The organism is Exiguobacterium sp. SH0S2 (genome assembly GCF_004337185.1).
GTDB classification, from domain to species: Bacteria; Bacillota; Bacilli; order Exiguobacteriales; family Exiguobacteriaceae; genus Exiguobacterium; species Exiguobacterium aurantiacum_A.
Genome location: NZ_SJVB01000002.1, coordinates 408,963 through 432,097, shown reverse-complemented (window position 1 = coordinate 432,097; position 23,135 = coordinate 408,963). Strand labels below are relative to the sequence as shown.

Annotated in this window: 23 protein-coding genes; 14 read left to right on the top strand and 9 right to left on the bottom strand. The window is 51.4% G+C overall.

The genetic code is table 11. The annotated features are described in order from the left end of the window. Window positions 1–24: 24 nt before the first annotated feature. Entirely contained in the window at window positions 25–525 is a 501-nt protein-coding gene (locus EVJ21_RS06910) for a DUF305 domain-containing protein (protein WP_131490211.1), read from the top strand. A 179-nt stretch (window positions 526–704) separates the two neighbouring features. On the opposite strand, the gene EVJ21_RS06905 is transcribed toward EVJ21_RS06910, so the two are convergent. Continuing rightward, a complete protein-coding gene (locus EVJ21_RS06905) occupies window positions 705–1,625 on the bottom strand; it encodes a TerC family protein (RefSeq protein ID WP_131490210.1) in 921 nt (306 codons plus the stop codon). A 200-nt stretch (window positions 1,626–1,825) separates the two neighbouring features. Next, a complete protein-coding gene (locus EVJ21_RS06900) occupies window positions 1,826–2,014 on the bottom strand; it encodes a CsbD family protein (RefSeq protein ID WP_131490209.1) in 189 nt (62 codons plus the stop codon). A gap of 236 nt (window positions 2,015–2,250) precedes the next feature. Between EVJ21_RS06900 and EVJ21_RS06895 the strand changes: the two genes are divergently transcribed. Then, window positions 2,251–3,114: an SDR family oxidoreductase gene (locus EVJ21_RS06895; RefSeq protein WP_131490208.1), complete on the top strand. Its 864-nt coding sequence runs from the start codon at window positions 2,251–2,253 to the stop codon at window positions 3,112–3,114. Window positions 3,115–3,338: 224 nt separating this feature from the next. Continuing rightward, window positions 3,339–3,512, top strand: coding sequence for a hypothetical protein (locus EVJ21_RS15355; RefSeq protein ID WP_161568103.1), 174 nt, complete (start codon window positions 3,339–3,341; stop codon window positions 3,510–3,512). 89 nt (window positions 3,513–3,601) lie between these two features. On the opposite strand, the gene EVJ21_RS06890 is transcribed toward EVJ21_RS15355, so the two are convergent. Next, entirely contained in the window at window positions 3,602–4,249 is a 648-nt protein-coding gene (locus EVJ21_RS06890; protein ID WP_131490344.1) for a TVP38/TMEM64 family protein, read from the bottom strand. A 206-nt stretch (window positions 4,250–4,455) separates the two neighbouring features. On the opposite strand from EVJ21_RS06890, the gene EVJ21_RS06885 reads away from it, so the two are divergent. Beyond that, a complete protein-coding gene (locus tag EVJ21_RS06885) occupies window positions 4,456–6,165 on the top strand; it encodes a methyl-accepting chemotaxis protein (RefSeq protein ID WP_131490207.1) in 1,710 nt (569 codons plus the stop codon). A 41-nt stretch (window positions 6,166–6,206) separates the two neighbouring features. On the opposite strand, the gene EVJ21_RS06880 is transcribed toward EVJ21_RS06885, so the two are convergent. The 4 genes from EVJ21_RS06880 to EVJ21_RS06865 all read right to left on the bottom strand — a co-directional run bounded on the left by EVJ21_RS06880 (window position 6,207) and on the right by EVJ21_RS06865 (window position 8,392). Beyond that, on the bottom strand, window positions 6,207–6,629 hold the full coding sequence (locus tag EVJ21_RS06880; protein ID WP_131490206.1) for a DUF1801 domain-containing protein: 423 nt from the start codon (window positions 6,627–6,629) through the stop codon (window positions 6,207–6,209). Then, window positions 6,629–6,988, bottom strand: coding sequence for a DUF2200 domain-containing protein (locus tag EVJ21_RS06875; RefSeq protein WP_131490205.1), 360 nt, complete (start codon window positions 6,986–6,988; stop codon window positions 6,629–6,631). The genes EVJ21_RS06880 and EVJ21_RS06875 overlap by 1 nt, the downstream gene beginning before the upstream one ends. Window positions 6,989–7,076: 88 nt before the next feature. After that, window positions 7,077–7,691 (bottom strand): flavodoxin family protein, encoded by a 615-nt coding sequence (locus EVJ21_RS06870; protein WP_131490204.1) that lies wholly within the window; start codon window positions 7,689–7,691, stop codon window positions 7,077–7,079. 29 nt (window positions 7,692–7,720) lie between these two features. Continuing rightward, a complete protein-coding gene (locus EVJ21_RS06865; RefSeq protein ID WP_131490203.1) occupies window positions 7,721–8,392 on the bottom strand; it encodes a haloacid dehalogenase type II in 672 nt (223 codons plus the stop codon). A gap of 167 nt (window positions 8,393–8,559) precedes the next feature. On the opposite strand from EVJ21_RS06865, the gene EVJ21_RS06860 reads away from it, so the two are divergent. Beyond that, window positions 8,560–9,156 carry an FMN-binding negative transcriptional regulator gene (locus EVJ21_RS06860; RefSeq protein ID WP_131490202.1) on the top strand — a complete coding sequence of 199 codons (597 nt, stop codon included), beginning with the start codon at window positions 8,560–8,562 and terminating at the stop codon, window positions 9,154–9,156. Between the two features lie 57 nt (window positions 9,157–9,213). Here EVJ21_RS06860 and EVJ21_RS06855 read toward each other — a convergent pair whose 3' ends face one another. Together EVJ21_RS06855 and EVJ21_RS06850 are read right to left on the bottom strand one after the other, a co-directional pair. Beyond that, a complete protein-coding gene (locus EVJ21_RS06855; protein WP_131490201.1) occupies window positions 9,214–9,825 on the bottom strand; it encodes a DUF624 domain-containing protein in 612 nt (203 codons plus the stop codon). Window positions 9,826–9,852: 27 nt separating this feature from the next. Next, complete coding sequence (locus EVJ21_RS06850; protein WP_071398300.1) at window positions 9,853–10,977, bottom strand: GntR family transcriptional regulator; 1,125 nt, start codon at window positions 10,975–10,977, stop codon at window positions 9,853–9,855. A 367-nt stretch (window positions 10,978–11,344) separates the two neighbouring features. Here EVJ21_RS06850 and EVJ21_RS06845 point away from each other — a divergent pair, with 367 nt between their 5' ends. The 9 genes from EVJ21_RS06845 to EVJ21_RS06805 all read left to right on the top strand — a co-directional run bounded on the left by EVJ21_RS06845 (window position 11,345) and on the right by EVJ21_RS06805 (window position 23,133). Continuing rightward, a complete protein-coding gene (locus EVJ21_RS06845; RefSeq protein WP_131439070.1) occupies window positions 11,345–12,694 on the top strand; it encodes an ABC transporter substrate-binding protein in 1,350 nt (449 codons plus the stop codon). Between the two features lie 68 nt (window positions 12,695–12,762). Continuing rightward, window positions 12,763–13,659, top strand: a complete 897-nt coding sequence (locus tag EVJ21_RS06840) for a carbohydrate ABC transporter permease (RefSeq protein ID WP_071398295.1) — start codon at window positions 12,763–12,765, stop codon at window positions 13,657–13,659. Between the two features lie 72 nt (window positions 13,660–13,731). Next, window positions 13,732–14,574, top strand: coding sequence for a carbohydrate ABC transporter permease (locus tag EVJ21_RS06835; RefSeq protein ID WP_084812969.1), 843 nt, complete (start codon window positions 13,732–13,734; stop codon window positions 14,572–14,574). A gap of 71 nt (window positions 14,575–14,645) precedes the next feature. Further along, window positions 14,646–16,046 carry an arabinan endo-1,5-alpha-L-arabinosidase gene (locus EVJ21_RS06830; protein ID WP_131490200.1) on the top strand — a complete coding sequence of 467 codons (1,401 nt, stop codon included), beginning with the start codon at window positions 14,646–14,648 and terminating at the stop codon, window positions 16,044–16,046. Window positions 16,047–16,062: 16 nt separating this feature from the next. Beyond that, window positions 16,063–17,373 (top strand): arabinan endo-1,5-alpha-L-arabinosidase, encoded by a 1,311-nt coding sequence (locus EVJ21_RS06825; RefSeq protein ID WP_131490199.1) that lies wholly within the window; start codon window positions 16,063–16,065, stop codon window positions 17,371–17,373. Window positions 17,374–17,654: 281 nt separating this feature from the next. After that, window positions 17,655–19,352, top strand: coding sequence for a ribulokinase (gene araB, locus EVJ21_RS06820; RefSeq protein ID WP_131490198.1), 1,698 nt, complete (start codon window positions 17,655–17,657; stop codon window positions 19,350–19,352). Next, window positions 19,346–20,044, top strand: coding sequence for an L-ribulose-5-phosphate 4-epimerase (araD, locus tag EVJ21_RS06815; RefSeq protein WP_071398291.1), 699 nt, complete (start codon window positions 19,346–19,348; stop codon window positions 20,042–20,044). The genes araB and araD overlap by 7 nt, the downstream gene beginning before the upstream one ends. 33 nt (window positions 20,045–20,077) lie before the next feature. Further along, window positions 20,078–21,565, top strand: a complete 1,488-nt coding sequence (gene araA / locus EVJ21_RS06810) for an L-arabinose isomerase (RefSeq protein ID WP_131490197.1) — start codon at window positions 20,078–20,080, stop codon at window positions 21,563–21,565. A gap of 68 nt (window positions 21,566–21,633) precedes the next feature. After that, on the top strand, window positions 21,634–23,133 hold the full coding sequence (locus EVJ21_RS06805) for an alpha-N-arabinofuranosidase (RefSeq protein WP_131490343.1): 1,500 nt from the start codon (window positions 21,634–21,636) through the stop codon (window positions 23,131–23,133). Window positions 23,134–23,135 lie beyond the last annotated feature (2 nt).

Genomic DNA, 23,135 nt, shown 5'->3' with positions numbered 1-23,135 from the left:
ATTATAGAAAGGCGGGAGAGAACGATGAAAGCTTACATGAAATTTGGATTAATGATTTTAGTGTCGACGTTCCTTATGTACTGGCTCATGTTTTTGAACGTGTACCAACTCGACCACATCTTCTTCAGTCAGACGCGGCTCTATATGGCACTCATCATGGGATCGGTCATGGCGTTCGTCATGTTGCTCTTTATGTGGGGGATGTACAAAAACAAGAAACTGAATGCCATCATCTTAGGGGCAAGTGCGCTCGTGTTCGCGCTGTCGCTTTGGCTCGTCCGCAGCCAGACGACGGTCGATGACGTCAGTTGGATGAGAGCGATGATCCCGCACCACTCGATCGCCATCTTGACGAGCGAGCGGGCGGAGATTGAAGACCCGCGCGTGAAACAGTTGTCGGAAGACATCATCGAGGCACAAGAGCGCGAAATCGCCGAGATGAAGCGGTTGATCGAAGAGTTGGAGCGGGAAGAGGAAGAAGCAAAAGCAAAAGAAGAGGAATCGACAATGCAAGCGGCCGAATAACGCGGCCGCTTTTTTCGTGTATACGAAAGACGCGGACATGACAAAAGCCGAGGCGAGCGCCCCGGCTTAGCGTGATTGCGGTATATAGTTAGTACGATGTTTTGTTTGCTAGACTTATGATGGACCCAGATTTTAGACGAGATACACCTGTAGGCTGGATCAGGCTAGCAATCCTTCCTTTATATTACGTTCTCCGACGGAGTCGGTTTTGTTTTGTAAAAACTGTAGACGACACTGATCAAGATGACGAGCACGATCGCGCCGAGCGACATCCAGATCGGCATCTTGTAGACGTCACCGAAAATCATCTTCGTCCCGATGAAGACGAGCATGAAGCTGAGCCCGTGCTTCAAGTAGTAGAAGCGATCGATCAAGTTGGCGAGGACGAAGTAGAGACTACGAAGTCCAAGGATCGCCATGATGTTCGCGTAGAAGATGATATACGGGTCACGCGAGTAGGCGAAGCTTGCTGCGACCGAGTCGACGGCGAAGACGATGTCCGACAGCTCGATAAAAATCAAAGCGATGAAGAGCGGTGTGAAGAATAACTTGCCGTTGATCCGCTTCGTGAATTTCCCGGACGACATGTCTTGCGTGAGCGGCAAGTGGTTTTTCAACCAGTTGATCGTCTTGTTGTCCTCGAGCGACTCATCCTTGCCGATATTTTTGAACATCATCCAGCCCGTATAGACGAGGAAAGCGCCGAACACGTAATAGACCCAACCGAAGTTCTCGAGAAGCGACACACCGGCGACGATGAAGATGGCCCGGAAGAGAATCGCACCGAGGATGCCCCAGAACAACACTTTATGCTGATACTTGAGCGGGATCGCGAAATAGGCGAAGACGAGCGAGAAGACGAACACGTTATCGATGGCGAGTGCCTTTTCGATGAAGTAGACGCTCGCATATTCGGTCGCGACCGTGCTGCCTTGCGAGTAGAACAACCAACCGCCGAAAGCGATGGCAATCCCGATCCAGACGAATGTCCATGTCCATGCCTCACGGAGCGAGACTTCGTGTGCCTTGCGGTGGAACACCCCGAGGTCAAGCGCGAGCATGAAGATGATGAGAGCCAAAAAGGCGATGAGTAGGGTCAACAATTTTTCCTCCTTATAGGTTCAAGTGAACTTGATATCCTTATAATAAGTTCGTATGAACTTAAAGTAAAGAGAATTCGTATTTCGTAATAAAACAAAGAGAGGAGAAATCGGACCTATTGGAACTATGGAAAGGGCTGGAAAATGACAGAATCGCATTAAAAGGGCTTCTTAGCTGTTTTGCTAGGAAGCCCTTCGTCTTATTTTTTGCGCTTTTGAAATTGGTTGAAGGCGCCTTTGACTTTGTCCGTCAAAGAGTTAGAGTGTCCATCGCCGCTTCGTTGACCGGTAGTTTTATCATCGTTCATCTTTCCGGTGACTTCTTTCGCCTTGGCCGCAACTTGATCGATGATACGGTCATACTTACCGTTTTTTTTATGTTCAGACATGTGTCTAATTCCTCCTCGTTTGAAATCTATATAGATAATATAACCGAATTTGCACAATCTAAACTTTTGAGGTCATTAGAACTTGTTTTTATGGCTTCTAATCGTCATTGGCCACCACCTCCGGAACAATCATGTAAGCAGAATGGTTACACTCTCAGCTTAACAGGGAACAACCAAGTGACAAATACAGCAGGTGTAACTGACTCGACTACAAATTGAGAAGGAGGAAATGAATCATGAAATACTTAGTCACAGGTGCGACCGGAAAACTCGGTTCAAAAATCGTCGAGGTGTTGCTCGAGTCCATTCCGGCAAGCGAACTTGCGGTCAGTGTCCGTAACCCGGAGAAAGCGGAAGCGCTGAAAGCGAAAGGCGTCGATGTACGTCACGGGGACTTTGACAAACGAGAGACGCTCGATACGGCGTTCCGCGGCGTTGAAAGATTGCTGATTATCTCAGCGGACGGGGATAACGACACCCGTATCCGTCAACATGCGAACGCGGTCGAAGCAGCGAAGCGGGCCGGGGTCAAGTTCATCGCCTATACGAGCCTCGCCGATGCGACAGAGAGTCAAAATCTCATGGCACCGCCGCACGTCGAGACGGAAGGGGCGATCGAACGAACCGGGATCCCACACGCATTCCTGCGCAACAACTGGTACTTAGAGAACGAGCTCGGTGGCATTCAAGGCGTGCTCGCCGGTGCCCCTTGGGTGACAGCGGCCCGTGACGGGAAAGTCGGTTGGGCGCTGCAACAAGACTACGCCGAAGCGATTGCGAACGTCCTCATGGCAGATGATTTCGAACAAGATATCTTCGAACTATCGGGTCCGCTCCACACGCAAGCTGAACTCGTCGAAGCGCTCAGTGACGTACTCGGCCGTGAGGTCAAACTCCAAGAAGTTAGTGCTGAGGCGTACGCCGACGTCATGCGCGGTGCCGGTGTGCCGGAAGGTGCGATTCCGATTGTTGTCGGCATTCAAGATAGTATCCGCAACGGGTCACTCGAAGTCGAATCAAATGACTTTGAATTGGTGCTCGGTCGTCCGGTGACGCCGCTCAAAGAGGCGCTTCAAAAGCTCGTCACCGCGTTAGCATAACAACTACAGGACGGGATGCTTCGTCTTTCTGACCAGATTACAAATGACAACGTCACGTTCTCGATTTCGAAAACGTGACGTTTTTTGATGAATGCTAGTGATGGATCCTCACATATTTGTCCCTACGTCCGACATAGCATGTATACTAACAATTAATGGATAATCGAAAGCGTACATATGCAAGAACTGGTAAATATCATCTCGTTCATAGGGGGAGTGATTGTATGAAAAACATGATGTTTTTAATGGGAGTTGTCCTCGGATTGCTCTTACTTTTCGGATTAAGATATGAATTCAATGTGATTGGGGATATGGGCTTCAAAGTCACGGCCATCCTCATGTTTGTGACGATGCTCGTCATTCGATCGACTGCAAAAATCTCTTTCTTCAGCCGTTAACTAAAAAACAGACCGCGAATCCAAAATTCGCGGTCTGTTTTTTAGTTGGTCCGGGACTCAAGTTGACCGGTCGCGTCCTCTAACGTGCTCTAGTTCGAAGTGAGCCCGAGCCACCGTTTCACCGGCTCCCGGAAGTAATATGTGATGCCGATCAAACTCACGAAGACGAGGGCGGCGACGAAGACCGTCGTCACGCTCCCTGAAGCGAGGCTTGCCCCTAAAAAGCTATAGGCGAGTGTACCGGGGATCATCCCGAGCACGGTCGCGAGAATAAATGACCTGAAGCGAACCTTGGCAATCCCGCCCGCGTAGCTGAGAAGATCGAAGCTGACGAGCGGGATGAGCCGGAGTACGAACACGTATAAAAACCCGCGCTGCTCCATCTGCGTGAACAGCTTTTCCGACCACGGATAGTTCTCGACCTTGAGCACGGAGCGTCCGAACAAGCGCGCCATGACGTAGCCGGTCACGGCGGCAGCCGTCGCTCCGAACAGAATATACAGGACGCCCGGCCAGACACCGAACGCGAGGCCGGCTCCGAGCGATAAGATCGACGTCGGCAAGAACACGATCGGTCCGATCGCGTAGATGAGGAAGAAGATGACCGGTCCCCACCAACCGAACGACAAGACGACGTCGCGGATGTCGGACGGGCGGAGTTCGTAATGAAAATGCGTGATATAGAAGATACTCCCGAACACGGCGAGCAGGAGACTGATTTTGAGCGGGCGCGGCACGGGAATCATTCCTTTCGAATCGATTTTCTTTTGTTCATCGTATCGCATTTTTTATTGAAATGAAGGTGAGACAGCTTACAAACATGCGCTCAATGTGCTGATGAATCGTATAATCTGTCGAAAAATAGAAACTTAGGTCAACGCATGTGCGATCACACTTCACGTGAACCTTCTTTCCTACGATAAAGCAGATAGGAGGGATGGTCATGAAGAATTTGAAAATGTCTAAAAAGTTTGCGGTGCTCATCACCGCGTTCATCGCGACGCTTGTCATCATCGCGGCGCTCAGCCACGTCTTGATGGGACGGATGGCCGACGCGGGGGAAGAAATTTATGAGGAGCGGTTGTTGCCGATTCGGGCACTCGGTCAAGTTCGGACCGATAACCGAGCCCTGGAAAGCTATTTACTCGAGTTGATGTTAGCAACCGAAGAAAGTCGTAACGCGGAACTCCAAGAAAATATTACGGAGCGACGAGATAGCATGGTCGAGAATTTAAAGTTGTTTAATGAAAACTTCGCTTCGACAGATGTTGACATGCAACAACAGGTCACAGATTTGAATACGTTGATTACGACGTATTTGGAACGGATTGATATCGTCTTGCAACCGGCAATCAGAAACGAGAATACGGCAGCCTATCGTCAATATGTCAGCGAGCTACGCCCAATCCGCCTCGCGCTCGTCGAAACGGCGACGGTCGTCATGGACGGGATTAACGAAGAAGCCGAGACGGCAAGTGCGGCGATGCAAGAAAATCGTGCTCAGTCGGTGCTCTTGTTTTGGGTGCTCGTCGCCATCGGCGCACTCGTCTCGATCGGACTTGGCGTCTATATCACGCGTCTCATCGTGCGGCCGGTCCGTGAATTGAATGGACTTATGAGCCGTGCCGGAGCCGGTGACTTGACCGTCGACAGCACGTATACGTCTCGTGACGAGATCGGTTCGCTCGCGATGTCGTTCAATGAGATGAAAGAAAGCTTGCGTGACTTGATCGGTAGCGTCACGGTGACGGCTGGACGTGTCGCGACATCTTCGGACGACTTGAAATCGAACGTCGAGGAGACGACGAAAGCGACGGAAATGGTCGCCGTCACGATGGAAGAGATCGCATCAGGGTCGCTCCGCCAATTAACGCGGGTGAAAGAATCGAACGGCACACTGACGGAACTGACGAACGGGATCCACCACGTCTCGGGCAGCGCCCAGCAGATGACAGAGCTCTCGGAAGGCGCACTTCGAAAAGTCGGAGCCGGTAATGAACTAATTGAGACGCTCGAGACACAGCTCGAGGAGATGAATGAGAAAGTCAAATCACTCCAACACGTCATCGGTCAACTCGACGTCCGTTCCCAAGAGATCGGGACGATCACCGGAACGATTTCAGGCATCGCCGAGCAGACGAACTTGCTGGCGTTAAATGCGGCCATCGAAGCGGCCCGGGCCGGCGATCATGGACGCGGGTTCGCCGTCGTCGCCTCTGAAGTGAAGAAACTCGCCGAAGAGTCGGCCGTCGCGACGAAGTTGATCGCGTCGCTGATCACGGACACGCAGACGGAGACGAAACAAGCCGTCAAGACGATGCACGTTGTCGAAGACGATATGGCGCACAGCGTGACGAACGTCCAACAGGCAGGGACGGCGTTCGATGAGATTAAGCTCGCGATTGAAGAGGTGAGCCAGAAAGTCGAGGAAGTGTCTGGTGCTGTCGAAGAGATGGCGGCAGGTGCGACCGAAGTGTTGACATCGGTGCATGAGATTCAAGGTATCACCGAGACGACGGCGACCGAGACCGAGAACACATCGGCGGCGACGGAAGAACAGATGGCGTCAATGGAAGAAATCACGGCCTCGGCGCAAGAACTGTCGAACATGGCAGACGAGATGCGCCAAATGACGAAAAAATTCAATGTATGACGAACGAAAGACAGGTCGACATAAAAATCGACCTGTCTTTTTTAGCGTCCTGTGTAGGTGGCGACCCACTCGTCCGGTGTCATCTTCGCGACGAGCTCACCGATCAAGTCGTACGGGATATGCTTCACGTGTTTGAAGCGGATGCAGCTCTTGCCCATATCGAGCTTCGTCGGCACTCGTTCAGCGTACGCCTGCTCGAACCAACGCAACACGTCTTCGTCGGCGTAGACGCCCATATGATACAAGGCGACGTGATTCTTCTGGGCGATGACGCTCAAAAACGGCAACGGGATGCCCGGCGTCACGTGATAACCAGGCGGGTACATCGACAACGGCACGACGTAATGGACACCTTTCCCGTCGGTCGTCTTCTCGAACCCGTCCGGTAAGTTCGCATCAATCACGTCAATCAAGCGGATAAAGCTGTCGAGCCGTTTGTCATCGACGAGTGTCGTATAGTCCATTACTGTTCGCCCCCTCGCAAAATCTTCGCCATCGCCTTGCCCTTAGCCAGTTCATCGACGAGTTTGTCCAAGTAACGGATCTCGCGCATGAGCGGCTCCTCGACGTTCTCGACGCGGACGCCGCAGACGACGCCTTTGATGAGAGCGCGATCCTCGTTCATGTCAGGGGCCGATGCGAAAAACGTGTTGAAGTCGACTTCGGCTTCGAGTTGCCGCTCGAGCCCGGCTTCGTCATAGCCGGTCAGCCAGCGGATGATCGTATCGACTTCGTCTTTCGTCCGGCCTTTCCGTTCGGCTTTCGCGACGTAACTCGGATAGACGCTCGCGAAGCTCGTCGTGTAGATGCGGTGTGCCATAATATCTCCTCATTTCGTGGATGGTACCTTCATTTTCGCACACAACGGCAAAAGACGATCAATCCGTTTGTGGATTCCTCGCCTTGGTCGGTCACGGCATGATGTTGCCTTCGGCCGGGATCGGATGTTGTTTCAACATGTTCGCGAAATGATAGAGGTTATACGCCAAAACCCGTCCGTTCTTTTTCGTGAAGGCGTTGTTGCGGCCGGCGTCGAGGTAAGAGTCGCCTGGACCGGCTTCGCCGACCCAGTATGCGTCGACGTTCGGCGGGATAGTGAAGCCGATATGGGACAAACCGTACAGGATTGAGGCACAGGCGTGCTTCGCCCCGTCCTCGTTGCCCGTCACGACGACACCGCCGACTTTGTTGTAGTAAATGGCTTGACCGTGTTCATTTTTCAGCCCGCTCCCGCCGTATAGCCGTTCGATCACTTGAGTGGCGACGCTGCTCTTCTCCCCGAGCCAAAGCGGCGTCCCGATGATGAGGATGTCGGCGGCTTTCACTTTGGCGAAGAGTTGCGGCCACTCGTCGCCAGCCCCTTCGTCCTCGGTCACCCCGAAAGCGACGTCGTAGTCGATGACGCGGACGATCTCTGACTCGACGCCGAGTTTGTCAAAGTGGGGGATGATGTCCTTCATCAGACCTTCCGTATGTGATACCGTGTCTCCGCCTTTCAACGAACAGTTCAAAAATAGTGCCTTCATCACGATTCCTCCTTCTCAAAAGCAAGACGTTAGGAAGTTCTCCATTCCAAAATTTCGGTCAAATCATCGTAGACCGCGTCTGGACGCACATCCATCGTTTCGAAGGGCTTGCCGTCACGGTTGATCCACGCCGTCCGGAAGCCGAAGTTCTTGGCGCCGATGATGTCCCAGCCGTTCGAAGACATGAACAGCACCTCGTCCCGCTTCAAGTCGGTCGTCTTGAACCAGCTCATATAGGCGGCAGGTGACGGCTTGAACTGTTTGACGCCGTCGATGCTGACGAGTTCGTCGAACAGTTCGGTGAACGACGCGTTCGCGATCAATTGTTCAAGCATGTCAGCGGTCCCGTTCGACAAGACGACGGTCTGGGTGTCCCGCAGCTGCTTCAACACGTCCTCGACTTCCTCGTATGGCGAGAGCTCCGCATACGTGGCGATGAGCGCATCCTCGACGTCGCTAGAAGCGGTCACATCCGCCGCCGCTAAGGCGTAACGCAAGGCGTCACGCGTGACGACCGAGAAGTCTTCGTAGCGGCCCGAAATCTGACGGATGAAGAAATATTCAAGTTGCTTCGTGCGCCACGTCTGACTGATCTGGTCACCTTTCCCCGGGAACTGTTCGTCACACGCCGCCTTGACGGAATGGACATCGAACAGCGTCCCGTACACATCGAATACGAATGCTTGAATTGTCGGTTCCATCAAATTCCTCCTATAGTGTCAGTCGTCCTTTTTCCTATACCCGACAGACAGATTAGAAACACGTCCGATAAGTTGAAGTCTGCGGCTTCGTCGAGTAAGTTTGTGTTAGTTCTTAATGTGATGAGCCGCTTTGTTTATAAGCTAGCTAACAATGGAGGAGGAATTCGATGTACGTTCCAAAACTATATGCCGTCAACGACGCTGAAGAAGTCCACGCTTTCTTGAAAGCCCATCCGTTCGGCACCGTCGTCACACATGACGGGCAGAAGCCGCACGCGACACACGTGCCGCTCCGATTTCACGCAGAAGATGGCCACGTTTGGTTCACGACCCACGTCGCCAAAAACAACCCACAATGGCAGACAATCGAAGACCAGACCGTGCTCATTATCGTCCAAGGAGCGAACGCCTATATCTCGGCGTCCTTGTATGGCCACGAGGACGTGTCGACGTGGAACTATCAATCTGTGCATCTATATGGGAAATCGACCATCTTGAACGCGGAACAACTCGAGGAAGATCTGGCAGGGCTACTCCGTGACCATGAAGGGGAGAGAGAGAACGCCGTCGTCTGGGAGGAGTTATCGGAGCCGGTGCAACGACAAAAACATGGGGTCGTCGGTTTCCGTATCGATATCGATGAAATTCAGGCGGCCTTCAAGCTGAGCCAGAACCGGAACGATGAGGATTATACGCGCATTGTCTTTGAGCTCGAGCAGGCCGGGTGTCCGATGGCGGATGTGATGCGAGAATACAAAAAGTAAACATGGCTCCGTCTGCACAATCAAGATGCAGATGGAGTCATGTTTTGCTTCAAGGGACTAGATATCGATGTGTTGACTCGTGATGGTGCGGTCTAACTGGTGAAGGTACAATTTCGTCGTCAAAAACACGATGAATGAAAAGCCGAACAACAAATAGAGTGGTGACCGGTACGCGAGCATGCCGAGTGCCGTGAATAACAGAAGCGCGAGCACGATGATATATCCGTATCGCATGATACTGAATAGCGCCAATTTCAAAGCGTCCATCGTCTTCATCTCGTAATGCGTCAAAATCGGAAACAGGAACAAAGAAAGAGCGATGAAGACAAAGCCGATCACGAACAGACCTGTAAAGAGCATCGTTTGCCACGCATCGATTTGGCGAATGAGTAAAAAGTCGATCAACAAGATGAGCAGAAATAAGGTCCAGACGGCACCGAGCTTGTAATGGCGGCGCACTCCTTCGTTAAAAAAGCGAAAGTAGGCGCGGAACACGCTGTAATCTTGGTTGACCGCCCATTGCCGTGTGACGGCATTCAAGGCGTATAAGGCTGGGAACAGTGTGATGAGAGGCAAAATGCTCAGTAAGAAGACCACGTTCAGTTGGACCAGGCTGGTGACAAATTCGAGCACTTGGAATAATTTGTTGTGTTCATGCTTTAAGTTCATGATGACCTCCAAGAAGTTAGGGGTGAATCAGCCTAATTTAGATTCGAGACGATTATAGGGTGCGGTCGAGTTTCGGACAATCAATTCAGGTTCATACGTATGTGACGGTGGTGTCTCTGTTTTCTCGACAGCCGCAATGATCCACTCGGCTGCGGCACGGCCCAGCTCTTGTTTAGGATGGACGATAGAAGTCAATTTCACTTCCGTCGCGACTGCGAGTACGGAATCATCATATCCGACGAGTGAGACATCTTGCGGGACAGAGAGACGCAGACTTCTTAGTTGGTCCAGTACGTTGAGGGCGAGTTGGTCGTTGTAACAGACGATTGCACTAGGTCTCTCGTCCGCGTTTTGAAATACTTGATGAATCACGTCATAAAAAGAAGGCACAAGTTCTTCTGTCGTATACGTTATAATTAATTCTGGCTCTAAGGGAAGGTTGTATTCCCGGAACGCTCGAATGAAGCCACGCATTCGGTGGACTCCCTGGAGGTCGTCCGTTTTGAAAAGTCCCATGATGCGCTCGTGACCGAGTTTGATCAGGTGTTCAGCAGCCAAGAATCCGCCTTTTTCGTCATCCATGATCAAGTATGGAGGCGTTAGTTGCGAATAGTATTGGTTAATCATCAAATAAGGAGTATGCTGTTGTTCGAGTTCTAAATAATATTTGATATTCGGATTGTAGCTACTGCTCTTTGTCGGCTCGACAATCAGCCCGTCGATTTGACGATCTAACATCATTTCGAGACATTGCTTTTCTTTCTCGACATTGTTATCCGTACAAGACAGTGTCAACGTATATCCTTTCGAAGCCAAATGTGATTCAATCCCCCGGATAATAGACGGGAAGATATAATCGGACATATAGGTTGTGATGACCCCGATGTTTTTACCATTGCCCGAACGTTCGATCGTTTGGGGAGTAGAGGTCGGAAGGACAAGGGAGCAGTATGTGCCCGAGCCTTGTTCACGGTAAAGATAGCCTTCGTTCACTAATTCTCCAACAGCTTGTCGAATCGTGTGACGGCTCACTCCAAAGGATTGGACCAATTCATTTTCAGAAGGAATTTTTTCACCTGGTCGTACCGTTCCATCTTTTATCCATTCAAGAATATGATCTTTGACCATATTGTACTTTGTGCGTTGTGCCATCTGGCGTCCCTGCTTTCTTTCATGTACGTCAGGAAACTCATACGTACAAGATATAATCTTACTTACATACTAACAAACAAATGTACCATTTACTATGAATAAGCAAAAAAAGCATCTGAATTTTCTATGAATATGTACGTACGAAATACAAAAATACATAAAAATCGAATTGACATGTCCGAACGTGTGTAATAGACTCAAATTGTACAGAAAACGCTTTCATTACTAACTATATCGGTTTGTTGGTGAGTAAATGTATAGTGTTGTGTGGGCTTCATTATACAGTTTGCTTTTTTATTTAACTCAACATGTACGTACATCTTTATCATGCTTTGCACATGAATATAAAGTGATGGAGGAATTCACAATGAATCGTAAATCGAAAAAAATGTTTGCGTTAACGATGTCAGCACTGATGACAACTTCTTTGGCGCTCGCCGGCTGTTCGGGAGATGAGGCAGGCGCTGATGGAAAAGTTGAACTGACATTTATGTTCCGTGGAAATCCAGAAGAGTTAAAAGCCTATCAAGCGACGGTGAAACGTTTTGAAGAAGCCAACAAAGACGTGAAGGTGACGATGGTCCAGACGGCCCCTGATCAGTACGATACAAAACTCAAGTCGGCTATCGCGGGTCGGAAGATTCCGGACGTCTTCTTCTATAATCCTGCCCAAGTGAAAGCATACGTAAACTCGGGTGTGCTACTCGATATCACAGAGGCGGTTGAAAATTCAGAAGACGTCAAGTTGGACGATATTTGGGAGAAGGGTGTCGACAAGTATCGCTTCGATGGTGAGACGCTTGGAGAAGGCGCAATTTACGGACTGCCGAAAGATTTAGGACCGTTCGCACTCGGCTACAACAAGACGATGTTCGAAGACGCGGGCATTGCGCTTCCGGATAAAGACAAACCGTACACATGGGATGAGTTCGTGGACGTTGCCAAACAGTTGACGAAAGATACGAACGGTGACGGAAAAATGGATCAATACGGCACTGGCTTCAACGTGAACTGGGCCCTTCAGCCGTTCGTTTGGAGCAATGGAGCGGACTGGATCAACGAGGACGGCACGAAAGTGACGATCGATGATCCGAAATTCATCGAAGCGTTACAGTTCTTCGTCGACCAGCAGTTGAAACATGGTATCACACCGTCAATCGGGGAAACACAGACGCTCGACACGTACCAACGTTGGTTGAAAGGACAACTTGCCTTCTTCCCGGTCGGTCCTTGGGACATGGCGGCATTTAAAGAACAGCTGAAATTTGAGTATGATTTACTTCCGTGGCCAGCTGGTTCGACGGGTAAAGCATCAGGATGGGTCGGTTCGCTCGGGATCGGTGTCGGTTCAACGACGAAACATAAAGAAGAAGCAGCGGAACTGGCCATGTACTTGTCTGCCGACCAAGAAGGGCAACAGGCGCTCGTAGATGCGCAAGTCCAATTGCCGAACAGTATGGAAATTGCAGACAACTGGGCGGCTGACACGTCGATCAAACCAGAAAACAAACAAGAGTTCCTTGATTTGATCAATGACTATGGCCGCGGCTTCCCAGCTGAGAAAACATACACGGCAGAATGGTATGACGAGTTCTTCAAAAACATCCAGCCTGTCCTCGACGGCAAAACGTCGGTTGAAGACTATGTGAAGACGGCGCAGCCGAAGATGCAGAAATTGCTCGATGCGGCGATCGAACAAGAGAAACAGGCGAACTGATCAGAGAGTCGAAACGGGGTGGCGATGTTCGCCACCCGCGTCTCTGACGTTGAAAGGATGGAAGAACAATGAAGACAAAATCGATTTCTAAGTTATATCGAACAGAGCAGCGATACGCCTATCTGTTCGTTGCGGCACCGGTCATTGGGTTTTTCCTCTTCGCGTTCGTCCCGTTGATGTACTCTGTTTACGGCGCCTTCACGAATTGGAACGGTCTCGGTCAAATGAAATTTATCGGGTTTGAGAACTTTGTTAACTTGTTCCAAGATGAATATTTTTATAAATCGATGTACAACACGCTCTTTATGATGATTGGGATCCCGATTGGAATCGCCCTCGCGCTCATGCTCGCTCTTGCGTTGAATCGAGGGATTTTTGGGACGGATACCTTCCGCGTGATTTACTACATTCCCGTCATTTCGTCGATTGCCGCCGTATCGATTTTATGGCAATGGGCGTACAACGGAGACTACGGATTGGTGAACCAATTTTTGGCTTTGATCGGCATCGATGGGCCGAACTGGCTCCAAAATACCGATACCGTCAAGCCAGCGCTTATCCTCATGGCAATTTGGAAAGGGCTCGGCTATACGATGCTCCTTTATTTGGCGGCGCTCCAAAGTGTTCCGAAATCATTCTATGAAGCGGCAAAACTGGATGGAGCCAACGCTTGGCAAAGCTTTTGGCACATCACGCTTCCGATGGTCAAACCGGTCACGTTCTTCATCATCGTGACGAACATCATCGGTGGAGCGCAAATTTTCACGGAAATCAACGTCATGACACCAACCGGGGGTCCGGAGTACTCGTCTGCCTCTGCGGTCTTCTATATTTGGCAAAAATCGTTCGGGAACTTCCAACTCGGTTACGCTTCGGCGATGGCGCTCGTTCTTGGGCTCTTCATTTTCATCGTCACGTTGCTCCAATTCCGGATGAATGAAAAATCATCGTTCGATCTTGATTGAGCGATTCGCGTATAGGAAAGGAGAATAACTATGCAATTAGCTCTCTCACGGAAAAAAGAGAACGTGGAAACGATGTCGGTGAAGAAGAAGGATCGGATCACGGATTTCTTCATTTTTATCTTCCTATCCATCGGAGCGGTCGTCATGATCGCACCGCTGCTCTGGATGGTGTCGACGTCACTAAAATCAAAAGAAGATGTATTCGCGCTCCCGCCGGTATGGATCCCGACTGATATTTCGTTTAGTAAATACACGGAAATTTGGAGTATGGGTCCGCTGTTGTCAGGGATATCAAACAGCTTGATTGTCGCATTATCCGTCACGATTGTCGGGACGTTCACGTCAAGCTTGGCGGCGTTCGCCTTCGCGAAGTTGAACTTCAGAGGCAAGAATAAAATCTTCCTTCTCTTGTTCGCTTCTGTCATGATCCCATACCCGGTGCTCATGATTCCCCAGTTCATGATGTTCTCGAGCATCGGCTGGGTGGATACGCTGTTACCGTTAATTGTGCCTGGGTTATTCGGGAACATCTTTATGATTTTCTTCTTGCGCCAATTTTTGAACAGCATCCCGAACTCGATTATCGAAGCAGCGAAGATTGATGGGTGCTCGTACTTCCAAATCTTCTACAAGATTATTTTCCCATTGATCAAGCCGGCCGTGGCCGCGCAGTTGATTCTTTGGTTCATGGCAATTTGGAACGACTATCTTGGGCCGATTCTCTATTTGAACTCGCCGGAGAAACAGACGCTTCAACTTGTCATCGCGAACTTTAACGCATCTTATGCAATTCAAAGTGATTATCCGTTAATCATGGCCGCGTCTGTCGTGGCGTTACTCCCGATGTTGCTCGTCTTCATGATCTTCCAAAAACAGATCATCGAGTCGATTGCGATCTCTGGTGTGAAGGGCTGAGGTGTGACAGGACAGAAGCACCCGTCTTTTAAAAAGGCGGGTGCCTTTTTGATGGAGAAAGGGGATTTAACATGAGAAAAATGATGGTATGGCTAACGCTACTCGCCGTAGCAATCGGAGGAATCTTTTTCTGGCGGACGACGAGTGCGTCGATCAATGATTTAGCACTCCCGAAAGCACCGTTTGAAAAGAAAGTGGACGATGTGACGCCGGAGGTGCTCAACAAAGAGCGTGAGTGGGCGACGAACTTCACGCATGACGGGGCGATTCTGAAAGACGGAGACACCTATTACGTCTTTTCGACGGATTACATGGTAGGAAGTCCTCCGACGCCCGGCATTCAAATCCGTAAATCGACCGACCTGGTTCATTGGGAATTCGTCGGTCGTGTGTTTGATCAAGTGTCTGAGGAGGCGTTCGCTTGGGCCGGCGGGAACACATTTTGGGCCCCGGCGATCACGAAAATCGGAGATCGGTTCCACTTATACTATTCTGTCTCAGGGGTCGGGAGTCGAACGTCGTATATCGGGCTAGCGACTGCGACAACGATTGAAGGACCTTGGGAAGATGAGGGCGCCGTCATCGCATCGAAAGAAGGTGACGGGGGTGTCGCCAATACAATCGATCCTCACGTGACGCAAGATGCGGAAGGCAAATGGTGGATGACGTATGGTTCGTACTTTGGAGGAATCTTTTTGACGGAGATTGACCCAGACACAGGAAAACGAGTGGATGAGTCGTCAGAAGGCACACTGCTCGCCAAGAGGAAAGACATGTCGATGGGTATCGAAGGGCCGGAAATTTTATATAACGGCGAGACGGGCTATTACTATTTGATGGTGTCGTATGGATGGTTGGAGGATACGTACAACGTCCGGATCGGTCGCTCGAAATCGATTGCGGGACCGTACGTCGATTCGGTTGGCCGGGACTTACGAGACGAATCGGATGAGTCGTTTGATACGGGCATGAAAATCGTTGGGCCGTATCGTTTCGAAGGAGATGACGGATACGTCGGGACCGGTCACTCCGCATTCTTACAAGATGGGACCGATACGTTCGTGCTGCATCAGGCGCGGCCGAGTGAAGATATCTACTGGTCACAGCTGCACGTCCGGAAAGTGTATTGGACGAAAGACGGTTGGCCGGTCGTCTCGCCCGAACGCTATGCGGGGGAGAGCGATATCGAGGTCGACGAAACGCACCTGGTCGGGGATTGGGACGTCATCACGTTCCCACGGTTTGACGACGGACAGCAAGACTCGAGTGTATTGACGTTGAAACGAGGCGGAACGCTCGAAGACGGGGACGGGTCGTGGGAATTGAATGATTCGGTCCTCGAGGTCCAAGTCGGACAGGAGACGTATGAGGCGCAAGTCGGAGCGGCTTGGGACTGGGAGACTTGGGAACCGACAATCATCTTCACTGGCCTGAGCGAGGATGGCACCGCCGTATGGGGCAAAAAACGATAAGAGGAGAAGAGGGACCATGCAAAAATTGAACAGTCCAAACCGAGAAGAACGCTATGTGTTGGAACGATTGACGAATGAAACGATGTGGGGCACGCACAACGCCCACGACCCGGCCTCAATCAAAGTCGGGGACTGGTATTACGTGTTCTCGACGGACGCTGCCCATGGGCATCAGATAAACGGCGGGATTCAAGTGCGTCGCTCGCGGGACTTGATCCACTGGGAATATGTCGGCTTGGCGCTTGAAGAGCTTCCGCACGAGGCTGTGGAATGGACCGGGGCGCCGGGACTTTGGGCGCCGGAAGTCGTATTCATGGGTGGCCGCTACGTCATGTATTATGCAGCTTCACAGTTCGGGCAGACGCGTTCTTATATCGGTGTCGCCAGCGCGGAAACGATTGATGGGCCGTGGCGGGATCACGGGCTCGTGGTGAAAAGTGAGGCCAGGACGTCGGGGCCGAACGCGATTGACCCGAATATCACGTTCGATGCGCATGGGGATCCGTGGCTCGTCTACGGTAGTTTTTTCGGCGGGCTGTACGTGTTCCCGGTCGACCCGGAGACGGGGAAGAAACGTCCGGGGAGTGAAGAGACATTGATCGCGAAACGGCATCAACGTGTCGAAGGGGCGGTCGAGGGACCGTATATCGTCTACCGGGAGGAGGATCGCCATTACTACTTGTTCGTCTCGTACGACTCCTTGTTCAAGGACTATCACATCCGTGTGGCCCGATCGACTTCGATCACCGGACCGTACGTCGATTTTGATGGGAACGTCATGACCGACCTCGAGATCGACCCGCAACAAGTTGGCATGAAGATTTTAGGCGGTTATCGGTTCGGGGATAATGAGGGCTGGGTCGGGCCTGGGCATAACTCCGTCTTACAAGACGGGGACGATGATTATCTCGTCCATCACGTCAGAGGTGAGCAAGATCCGCATTGGCACGAGCTGCATATCCGGAAAATCATCTGGACGGAGTCGGGCTGGCCGCTCGTATCTCCGGAACGATATGCCGGGGAAGCGGAACGTCCTGTCGAGATGCAAGAACTCTTCGGAGAGTGGGAGTGGATTTACATGGACCGAACGTACCATGGCGTCCTACATTCGAGTAAGATTGAACTCCTGGCTGACGGGACGTTCGTGACGGAGCATGGCGAACGAGGACGGTTTGAAAAACTGGCGGATGCGAGCATCAAGCTCTACGGTCCCGAAGGAATCACTTGGTATGTGTTACCGGGCTGGGATTGGGAGAATTGGCGAGAGACGCTCGTATTTGCCGGATTGTCTGACCAAGGTCATGTCTTTATCGGCAAAAAGTTATAAATATCCGTACAACTTCTGTCGATTCATTTTAAGTGGCTTGTCACAAATTGCTCAGAAAAATTACAAAAATGTTCGAATGAAATGTTGAAAACAGTTGATTAATTTAAAATAGTTGATACAATCAAGGTGTAAGTTATACGTACAACTTGATTGTATCTTTTTGTTTTCTGTATGAATCAAGCACGTTATTTGAATAGTTGTACGGATGAAAGGGAGAGGAGTGCCCACACACTTTATTTTTTTCATCCTTTATGTAAGCGTATTCTTTTGGAGGTAGGGTGATGAATATGACCAATTATACAATCGGTGTCGACTATGGGACGCAATCAGGACGCGCGGTCCTCGTCGACGTAGCGACAGGTCGAGAAGTGGCGACAGCGGTCAAACCGTACACACACGGCGTGATGGATGAATATTTACCGGACGGGGCGACCCGTCTCGAGCATGATTGGGCGCTCCAACATCCACAAGACTATTTAGAAGTACTGGAAATCACCATCCCGGCCGTCGTGAAAGAGGCAGGGATCACGCCGGAGCAAGTCATAGGGCTCGGCATCGACTTTACCGCATGCACGATCTTACCGATAGACGAACATTTGAATCCACTTTGTTTCCGTGAGGAACATCAACAGAATCCACACAGCTACGTGAAGCTTTGGAAGCACCACGCCGCTCAGGACGAGGCGGATGAGTTGAACCGCATCGCGGCCGAGCGGGGCGAGGATTTCTTGAAACGATACGGCGGTAAAATCTCATCGGAATGGATGATCCCGAAAGTGTGGCAAATCTTGAACGAGGCCCCGGAGATTTATGAGGAAGCGGATCAGATTCTAGAGGCGACGGATTGGGTCGTCTCTCAGATGACGGGCCGTGTCGTTCGAAACAGTTGTACAGCTGGATATAAAGCCATGTGGCATAAACAAGACGGCTATCCGTCAAACGAGTTCTTCAAAGCGCTTGATCCTCGGTTGGAGAACGTCGTCGAAGAGAAACTATCGCGTGACATCGCGCCGATTGGAGCCAAAGCAGGCGAACTGACAGAAGCATTTGCCGCGCGCATCGGACTCCTTCCGGGCACGGCCGTCGCGGTTGCGAACGTCGACGCCCACGTGGCGGTGCCGGCCGTCGGGATTGCAGAACCTGGCAAGATGTTGATGGTCATGGGCACATCGACGTGCCACATCCTGCTCGGTGAAGATGAACAAGTCGTCCCAGGCATGTGCGGCGTCGTCGAAGACGGTGTCATTCCAGGCTTGATGGGCTATGAAGCTGGTCAATCATGTGTCGGGGACCATTTTGAATGGTTCACCGAGACATGTGTCCCGGGGCATTACGTGGAAGAGGCCGCCTTGAAAGGTATCGGCATCCATCAGCTGTTGACGGAGAAAGCAGCCCGTCAACGTGTCGGTGAGAGTGGACTCGTTGCTCTCGACTGGTGGAACGGAAACCGGTCAACGCTCGTCGATACGAATTTGACGGGTGTCCTTCTCGGAGCGACATTGCTCACGAAGCCGGAAGACATCTATCGGGCGTTAATCGAAGCGACAGCGTACGGGACGCGGACGATCGTGGAAGCGTTCCGCAACAGCGGCGTCCCCGTGCATGAAGTGTATGCCGCAGGTGGGATTGCCGAAAAGAACGCACTCATGATGCAAATTTATGCGGACGTCTTGAACATGGAGATCAAAATCTCAGCCTCTTCGCAAACACCAGCTCTAGGCTCCGCCATGTTCGGAGCAGTAGCTGCCGGCGCGGAGCGGGGCGGTTATGCCACGATCAAAGAAGCTGCAGCGAAGATGGGCCGCATCAAAGAAGAGACGTATAAGCCGATCTTGGAGAACGTCGAGACGTATGACGCTTTGTTCGCCGAATACACGAAACTATACGATTACTTTGGTCGCGGCGAAAACGACGTCATGAAACGTTTGAAAAAAATAAAAGCTGAAGCCTCACGTGTGAAGGAGGAGCCTGTATGGTAAGCCGTCGCTTGAAAGAAGAAGTGTTACAAGCAAACTTGGCTCTTCCGAAGCACGGTTTGGTCACGTTCACCTGGGGCAACGTCAGCGGCATCGACCGCAACGCCGGTTTGGTCGTCATCAAACCTAGCGGCGTCCCTTACGAACGATTGACCGTGGAGGATATGGTCGTCGTCGATCTCGAAGGTAACATCGTCGAAGGTGAACTGCGTCCCTCATCAGACACACCGACCCATCTCGCGCTCTACCGGTCTCTCCCTGAAATCGGTGGTGTCGTGCACACACATTCGCCATGGGCGACAAGTTGGGCACAGGCGAAGCGGGCCATCCCGGCGTTTGGAACGACACATGCTGATTACTTTTATGGCGAGATCCCATGCACCCGTGAATTGACAGACGAGGAAATCGAAACGGCGTATGAACTCGAGACGGGACATGTCATCTTGGAAACACTTGATGAGTTGATGCTCGAAGCAGTCGCCGTACCCGGTGTGCTCGTGGCGAACCACGCACCGTTTTGCTGGGGCAAAGACGCGGATGAAGCCGTCCATAACGCGGTCGTCCTCGAAGAAGTCGCGAAGATGGGCCTTCATGCCTTGAATTTAAATCCAGGCCTGACACCGATTAAACAGAGCGTATTAGATAAACATTATTTGCGAAAACACGGGGCGAATGCATACTACGGCCAAAAATGACCGTCACTCGCCTTGATATTAGGGGGACTTTGAATGTTGACAGCGAAAACATACGAATTTTGGTTCGTGACAGGAAGCCAAATGCTTTACGGCGAAGACGTGCTCCGACAAGTTGAACAAAACTCAAAAGACATGGTGGTCGGTCTCGATGCGGACGACGCATTCAAGGATCGAGTCGTATTTAAAGGCGTCGTTAAAAATTCAGAAGAAATTCGTCAGATGATGTTAAAAGCGAACGCGGACGACTCGTGTGCGGGTGTCATCACTTGGATGCACACGTTCTCGCCATCGAAAATGTGGATCAGTGGCATGCGTGTCCTGCAAAAACCGTTGCTCCATTTCGGGACACAGTTCAATCGCGATATCCCGTGGGATGCGATCGATATGGACTTCATGAACTTGAACCAATCGGCGCACGGCGACCGGGAGCACGGCTTTATCACGAGTCGCATGAACGTCAAACGCAAAGTGATCGTCGGCCATTGGCAAGATGAGGCGACACGTGGGAAGATGGCGAACTGGATGAAAGTGGCGCATGCGTTGTCGGAGAGTAAGGCGTTAAAAGTGGCGCGTTTTGGTGACAACATGCGTAACGTCGCTGTGACAGAAGGCGATAAAGTCGAAGCGCAGATTCGCCTCGGCTGGACGGTTGACGGGTATGGGGTCGGCGATCTCGTCACATATATGGACGCCGTGACAGACGCTGACCTCGATGCGTTAATGAATGAATACGCGTCTCGCTATGATATCGCGAATAAAGGGATGGCTGAAGATGAATTCCTCGCATCCGTCCGTTATCAAGGTCGCATCGAGCTTGGGATGAAAGCCTTCCTCGAGGCAGGTGGCTATACCGCCTTCACGACGACGTTTGAAGACTTGCATGGCATGGAGCAGTTGCCAGGTCTTGCCGTCCAACGCTTGATGGAGCAAGGGTATGGCTTTGCTGGAGAAGGCGACTGGAAAACGGCGGCGTTGGTCCGTCTCATGAAAATTATGGCGAACAACGAGCGGACGTCGTTCATGGAAGATTATACGTACCACTTTGAGCCGGGTAACGAAATGGTGCTCGGTGCCCACATGCTTGAGATTTGTCCGACGATTGCTGTCGATAAACCAAGAATCGAAGTCCATCCGCTCGGGATCGGTGACCGGGAAGCACCGGCACGTATCGTCTTTGAAGGACAGAGCGGCAAGGCGTTGAATGCGAGTATCATCGATCTCGGACATCGCTTCCGTCTTCTCGTTAATACAGTTGAAGGCATCCAGCCGGAAGAAGCGATGCCGAACTTACCGGTCGCCCGCGTTCTTTGGAAAACAGAACCTTCGATGGCGCAAGCGGTCGAAAACTGGATTCAAGCCGGCGGCGCGCACCATACATGTTACTCCTATGAAGTGACGACCGATCAATTGCGTGATTTTGCGGAACTGCTCGACGTTGAAATCGCAGTCATCGACGCCAAGACCGAGACGGTCCAGTTCAACAACGAGCTACGGTGGAACGAACTTTACTATCGACCATAATCTAAAGGGCCACTTTGATGGCCCTTCTTCATGGAGGAGAGACAATGAACAACCAACTCATTAAACCGATGCACAAGGCGACAGGAACGACGCAGATCATCGTCAATGCCGACTTATCGAAAGGGAAAATCAGCAAGCACATTTATGGGCACTTTGCTGAACATTTAGGTCGTTGTATTTATGAAGGCCTCTGGGTCGGTGCTGATTCCCCGATTCCAAACACCGACGGCATTCGAAATGACGTGCTCGCTGCCCTGAAGAAATTGAATATTCCCGTTCTCCGCTGGCCGGGTGGCTGTTTTGCCGACGAGTACCACTGGAAGGACGGAGTCGGTCCAAACGAGAATCGTAAACGGATGGTCAATACGCACTGGGGTGGGGTCGTCGAAAACAATCACTTCGGCACCCATGAATTCATGCGCCTCTGTGAACTGCTCGAGTGTGAGCCATACATCTGCGGGAATGTCGGAAGTGGGACGGTCCAAGAAATGTCGGAATGGGTGGAATACATGACGTTCGGCGGCGAGTCACCGATGTCGAACTGGCGTCAAGAGAACGGTCGGACTGAGCCGTGGGAACTCACCTACTTCGGCGTCGGGAATGAGAACTGGGGTTGCGGCGGAAACATGCGCCCGGAATACTATGCGGATCTGTATCGCCGCTACCAGACGTACGTCCGCAACTATGACGGCAACAAACTCTATAAAATTGCTGGCGGAGCGAATATCGATGACTATAAATGGACAGAGGTCCTCATGCGGGAAGCAGGGACGATGATGGATGGACTCAGTCTCCATTACTACACGATCCCCGGCGACTTCTGGTTGGGCAAAGGATCAGCCCTCGATTTCACGGAGGACGAATGGTTCATCACATTGAAGCGCGCTCTCCATATGGATGAGTTGATCACGAAGCATGGCCAAATCATGGACCAGTATGACCCGGAGAAACGCGTCGGGTTGATTGTAGACGAGTGGGGCACTTGGTTCGATGTCGAGCCAGGGACGAACCCAGGTTTCTTGTATCAACAAAACTCGATTCGGGATGCACTCGTGGCTGCAATCCATTTCAACATCTTCCATAACCATAACGACCGCGTCCATATGGCGAACATCGCCCAAATGGTCAACGTGTTGCAGGCGATGATTTTGACAGAAGGAGACCAGTTCGTCCTCACTCCGACGTATCATGTGTTCGAGATGTACAGTGTCCACCAAGACGCAGAGCGCGTCGAACTCGCCGCGCATACACGTAACTATGTGGCCAAAGATGAAGCAATTCCGGCGGTGAACGCCACTGCTTCGCGAAATGCGGACGGGGTGCTCCATATTAGCTTGTGCCAACTCGACCATGAGCAAGGCGATACGGTCGAAATCGATTTACGGGGCATCGGCGCCATCTCTGACGTGTCGGCCCGAATCTTGACGGCGGACCACTTGAACGCCCATAACACGTTCGAACAGCCGGATCTCGTCTCACCACGCAATCATGATGTGACTGTCACGGAAGACGGGAAGCTCGTTTTCGACGTCCCGGCGATGAGCGTCATCACGATCGCGGTCCGCTGAGA

What these genes read in the sequence shown, in the direction of transcription:
- araA (WP_131490197.1), top strand. Translation starts at nt 20,078, where the DNA reads ATGTTGACAGCGAAAACATACGAATTTTGGTTCGTGACAGGAAGCCAA.
- EVJ21_RS06895 (WP_131490208.1), top strand. Translation starts at nt 2,251, where the DNA reads ATGAAATACTTAGTCACAGGTGCGACCGGAAAACTCGGTTCAAAAATC.
- araD (WP_071398291.1), top strand. Translation starts at nt 19,346, where the DNA reads ATGGTAAGCCGTCGCTTGAAAGAAGAAGTGTTACAAGCAAACTTGGCT.
- EVJ21_RS15355 (WP_161568103.1), top strand. Translation starts at nt 3,339, where the DNA reads ATGAAAAACATGATGTTTTTAATGGGAGTTGTCCTCGGATTGCTCTTA.
- EVJ21_RS06885 (WP_131490207.1), top strand. Translation starts at nt 4,456, where the DNA reads ATGAAGAATTTGAAAATGTCTAAAAAGTTTGCGGTGCTCATCACCGCG.
- EVJ21_RS06860 (WP_131490202.1), top strand. Translation starts at nt 8,560, where the DNA reads ATGTACGTTCCAAAACTATATGCCGTCAACGACGCTGAAGAAGTCCAC.
- EVJ21_RS06845 (WP_131439070.1), top strand. Translation starts at nt 11,345, where the DNA reads ATGAATCGTAAATCGAAAAAAATGTTTGCGTTAACGATGTCAGCACTG.
- EVJ21_RS06840 (WP_071398295.1), top strand. Translation starts at nt 12,763, where the DNA reads ATGAAGACAAAATCGATTTCTAAGTTATATCGAACAGAGCAGCGATAC.
- EVJ21_RS06880 (WP_131490206.1), bottom strand. Translation starts at nt 6,629, where the DNA reads ATGGACTATACGACACTCGTCGATGACAAACGGCTCGACAGCTTTATC.
- EVJ21_RS06910 (WP_131490211.1), top strand. Translation starts at nt 25, where the DNA reads ATGAAAGCTTACATGAAATTTGGATTAATGATTTTAGTGTCGACGTTC.
- EVJ21_RS06850 (WP_071398300.1), bottom strand. Translation starts at nt 10,977, where the DNA reads ATGGCACAACGCACAAAGTACAATATGGTCAAAGATCATATTCTTGAA.
- EVJ21_RS06830 (WP_131490200.1), top strand. Translation starts at nt 14,646, where the DNA reads ATGAGAAAAATGATGGTATGGCTAACGCTACTCGCCGTAGCAATCGGA.
- EVJ21_RS06865 (WP_131490203.1), bottom strand. Translation starts at nt 8,392, where the DNA reads ATGGAACCGACAATTCAAGCATTCGTATTCGATGTGTACGGGACGCTG.
- araB (WP_131490198.1), top strand. Translation starts at nt 17,655, where the DNA reads ATGAATATGACCAATTATACAATCGGTGTCGACTATGGGACGCAATCA.
- EVJ21_RS06900 (WP_131490209.1), bottom strand. Translation starts at nt 2,014, where the DNA reads ATGTCTGAACATAAAAAAAACGGTAAGTATGACCGTATCATCGATCAA.
- EVJ21_RS06870 (WP_131490204.1), bottom strand. Translation starts at nt 7,691, where the DNA reads ATGAAGGCACTATTTTTGAACTGTTCGTTGAAAGGCGGAGACACGGTA.
- EVJ21_RS06805 (WP_131490343.1), top strand. Translation starts at nt 21,634, where the DNA reads ATGCACAAGGCGACAGGAACGACGCAGATCATCGTCAATGCCGACTTA.
- EVJ21_RS06855 (WP_131490201.1), bottom strand. Translation starts at nt 9,825, where the DNA reads ATGAACTTAAAGCATGAACACAACAAATTATTCCAAGTGCTCGAATTT.
- EVJ21_RS06825 (WP_131490199.1), top strand. Translation starts at nt 16,063, where the DNA reads ATGCAAAAATTGAACAGTCCAAACCGAGAAGAACGCTATGTGTTGGAA.
- EVJ21_RS06835 (WP_084812969.1), top strand. Translation starts at nt 13,732, where the DNA reads ATGTCGGTGAAGAAGAAGGATCGGATCACGGATTTCTTCATTTTTATC.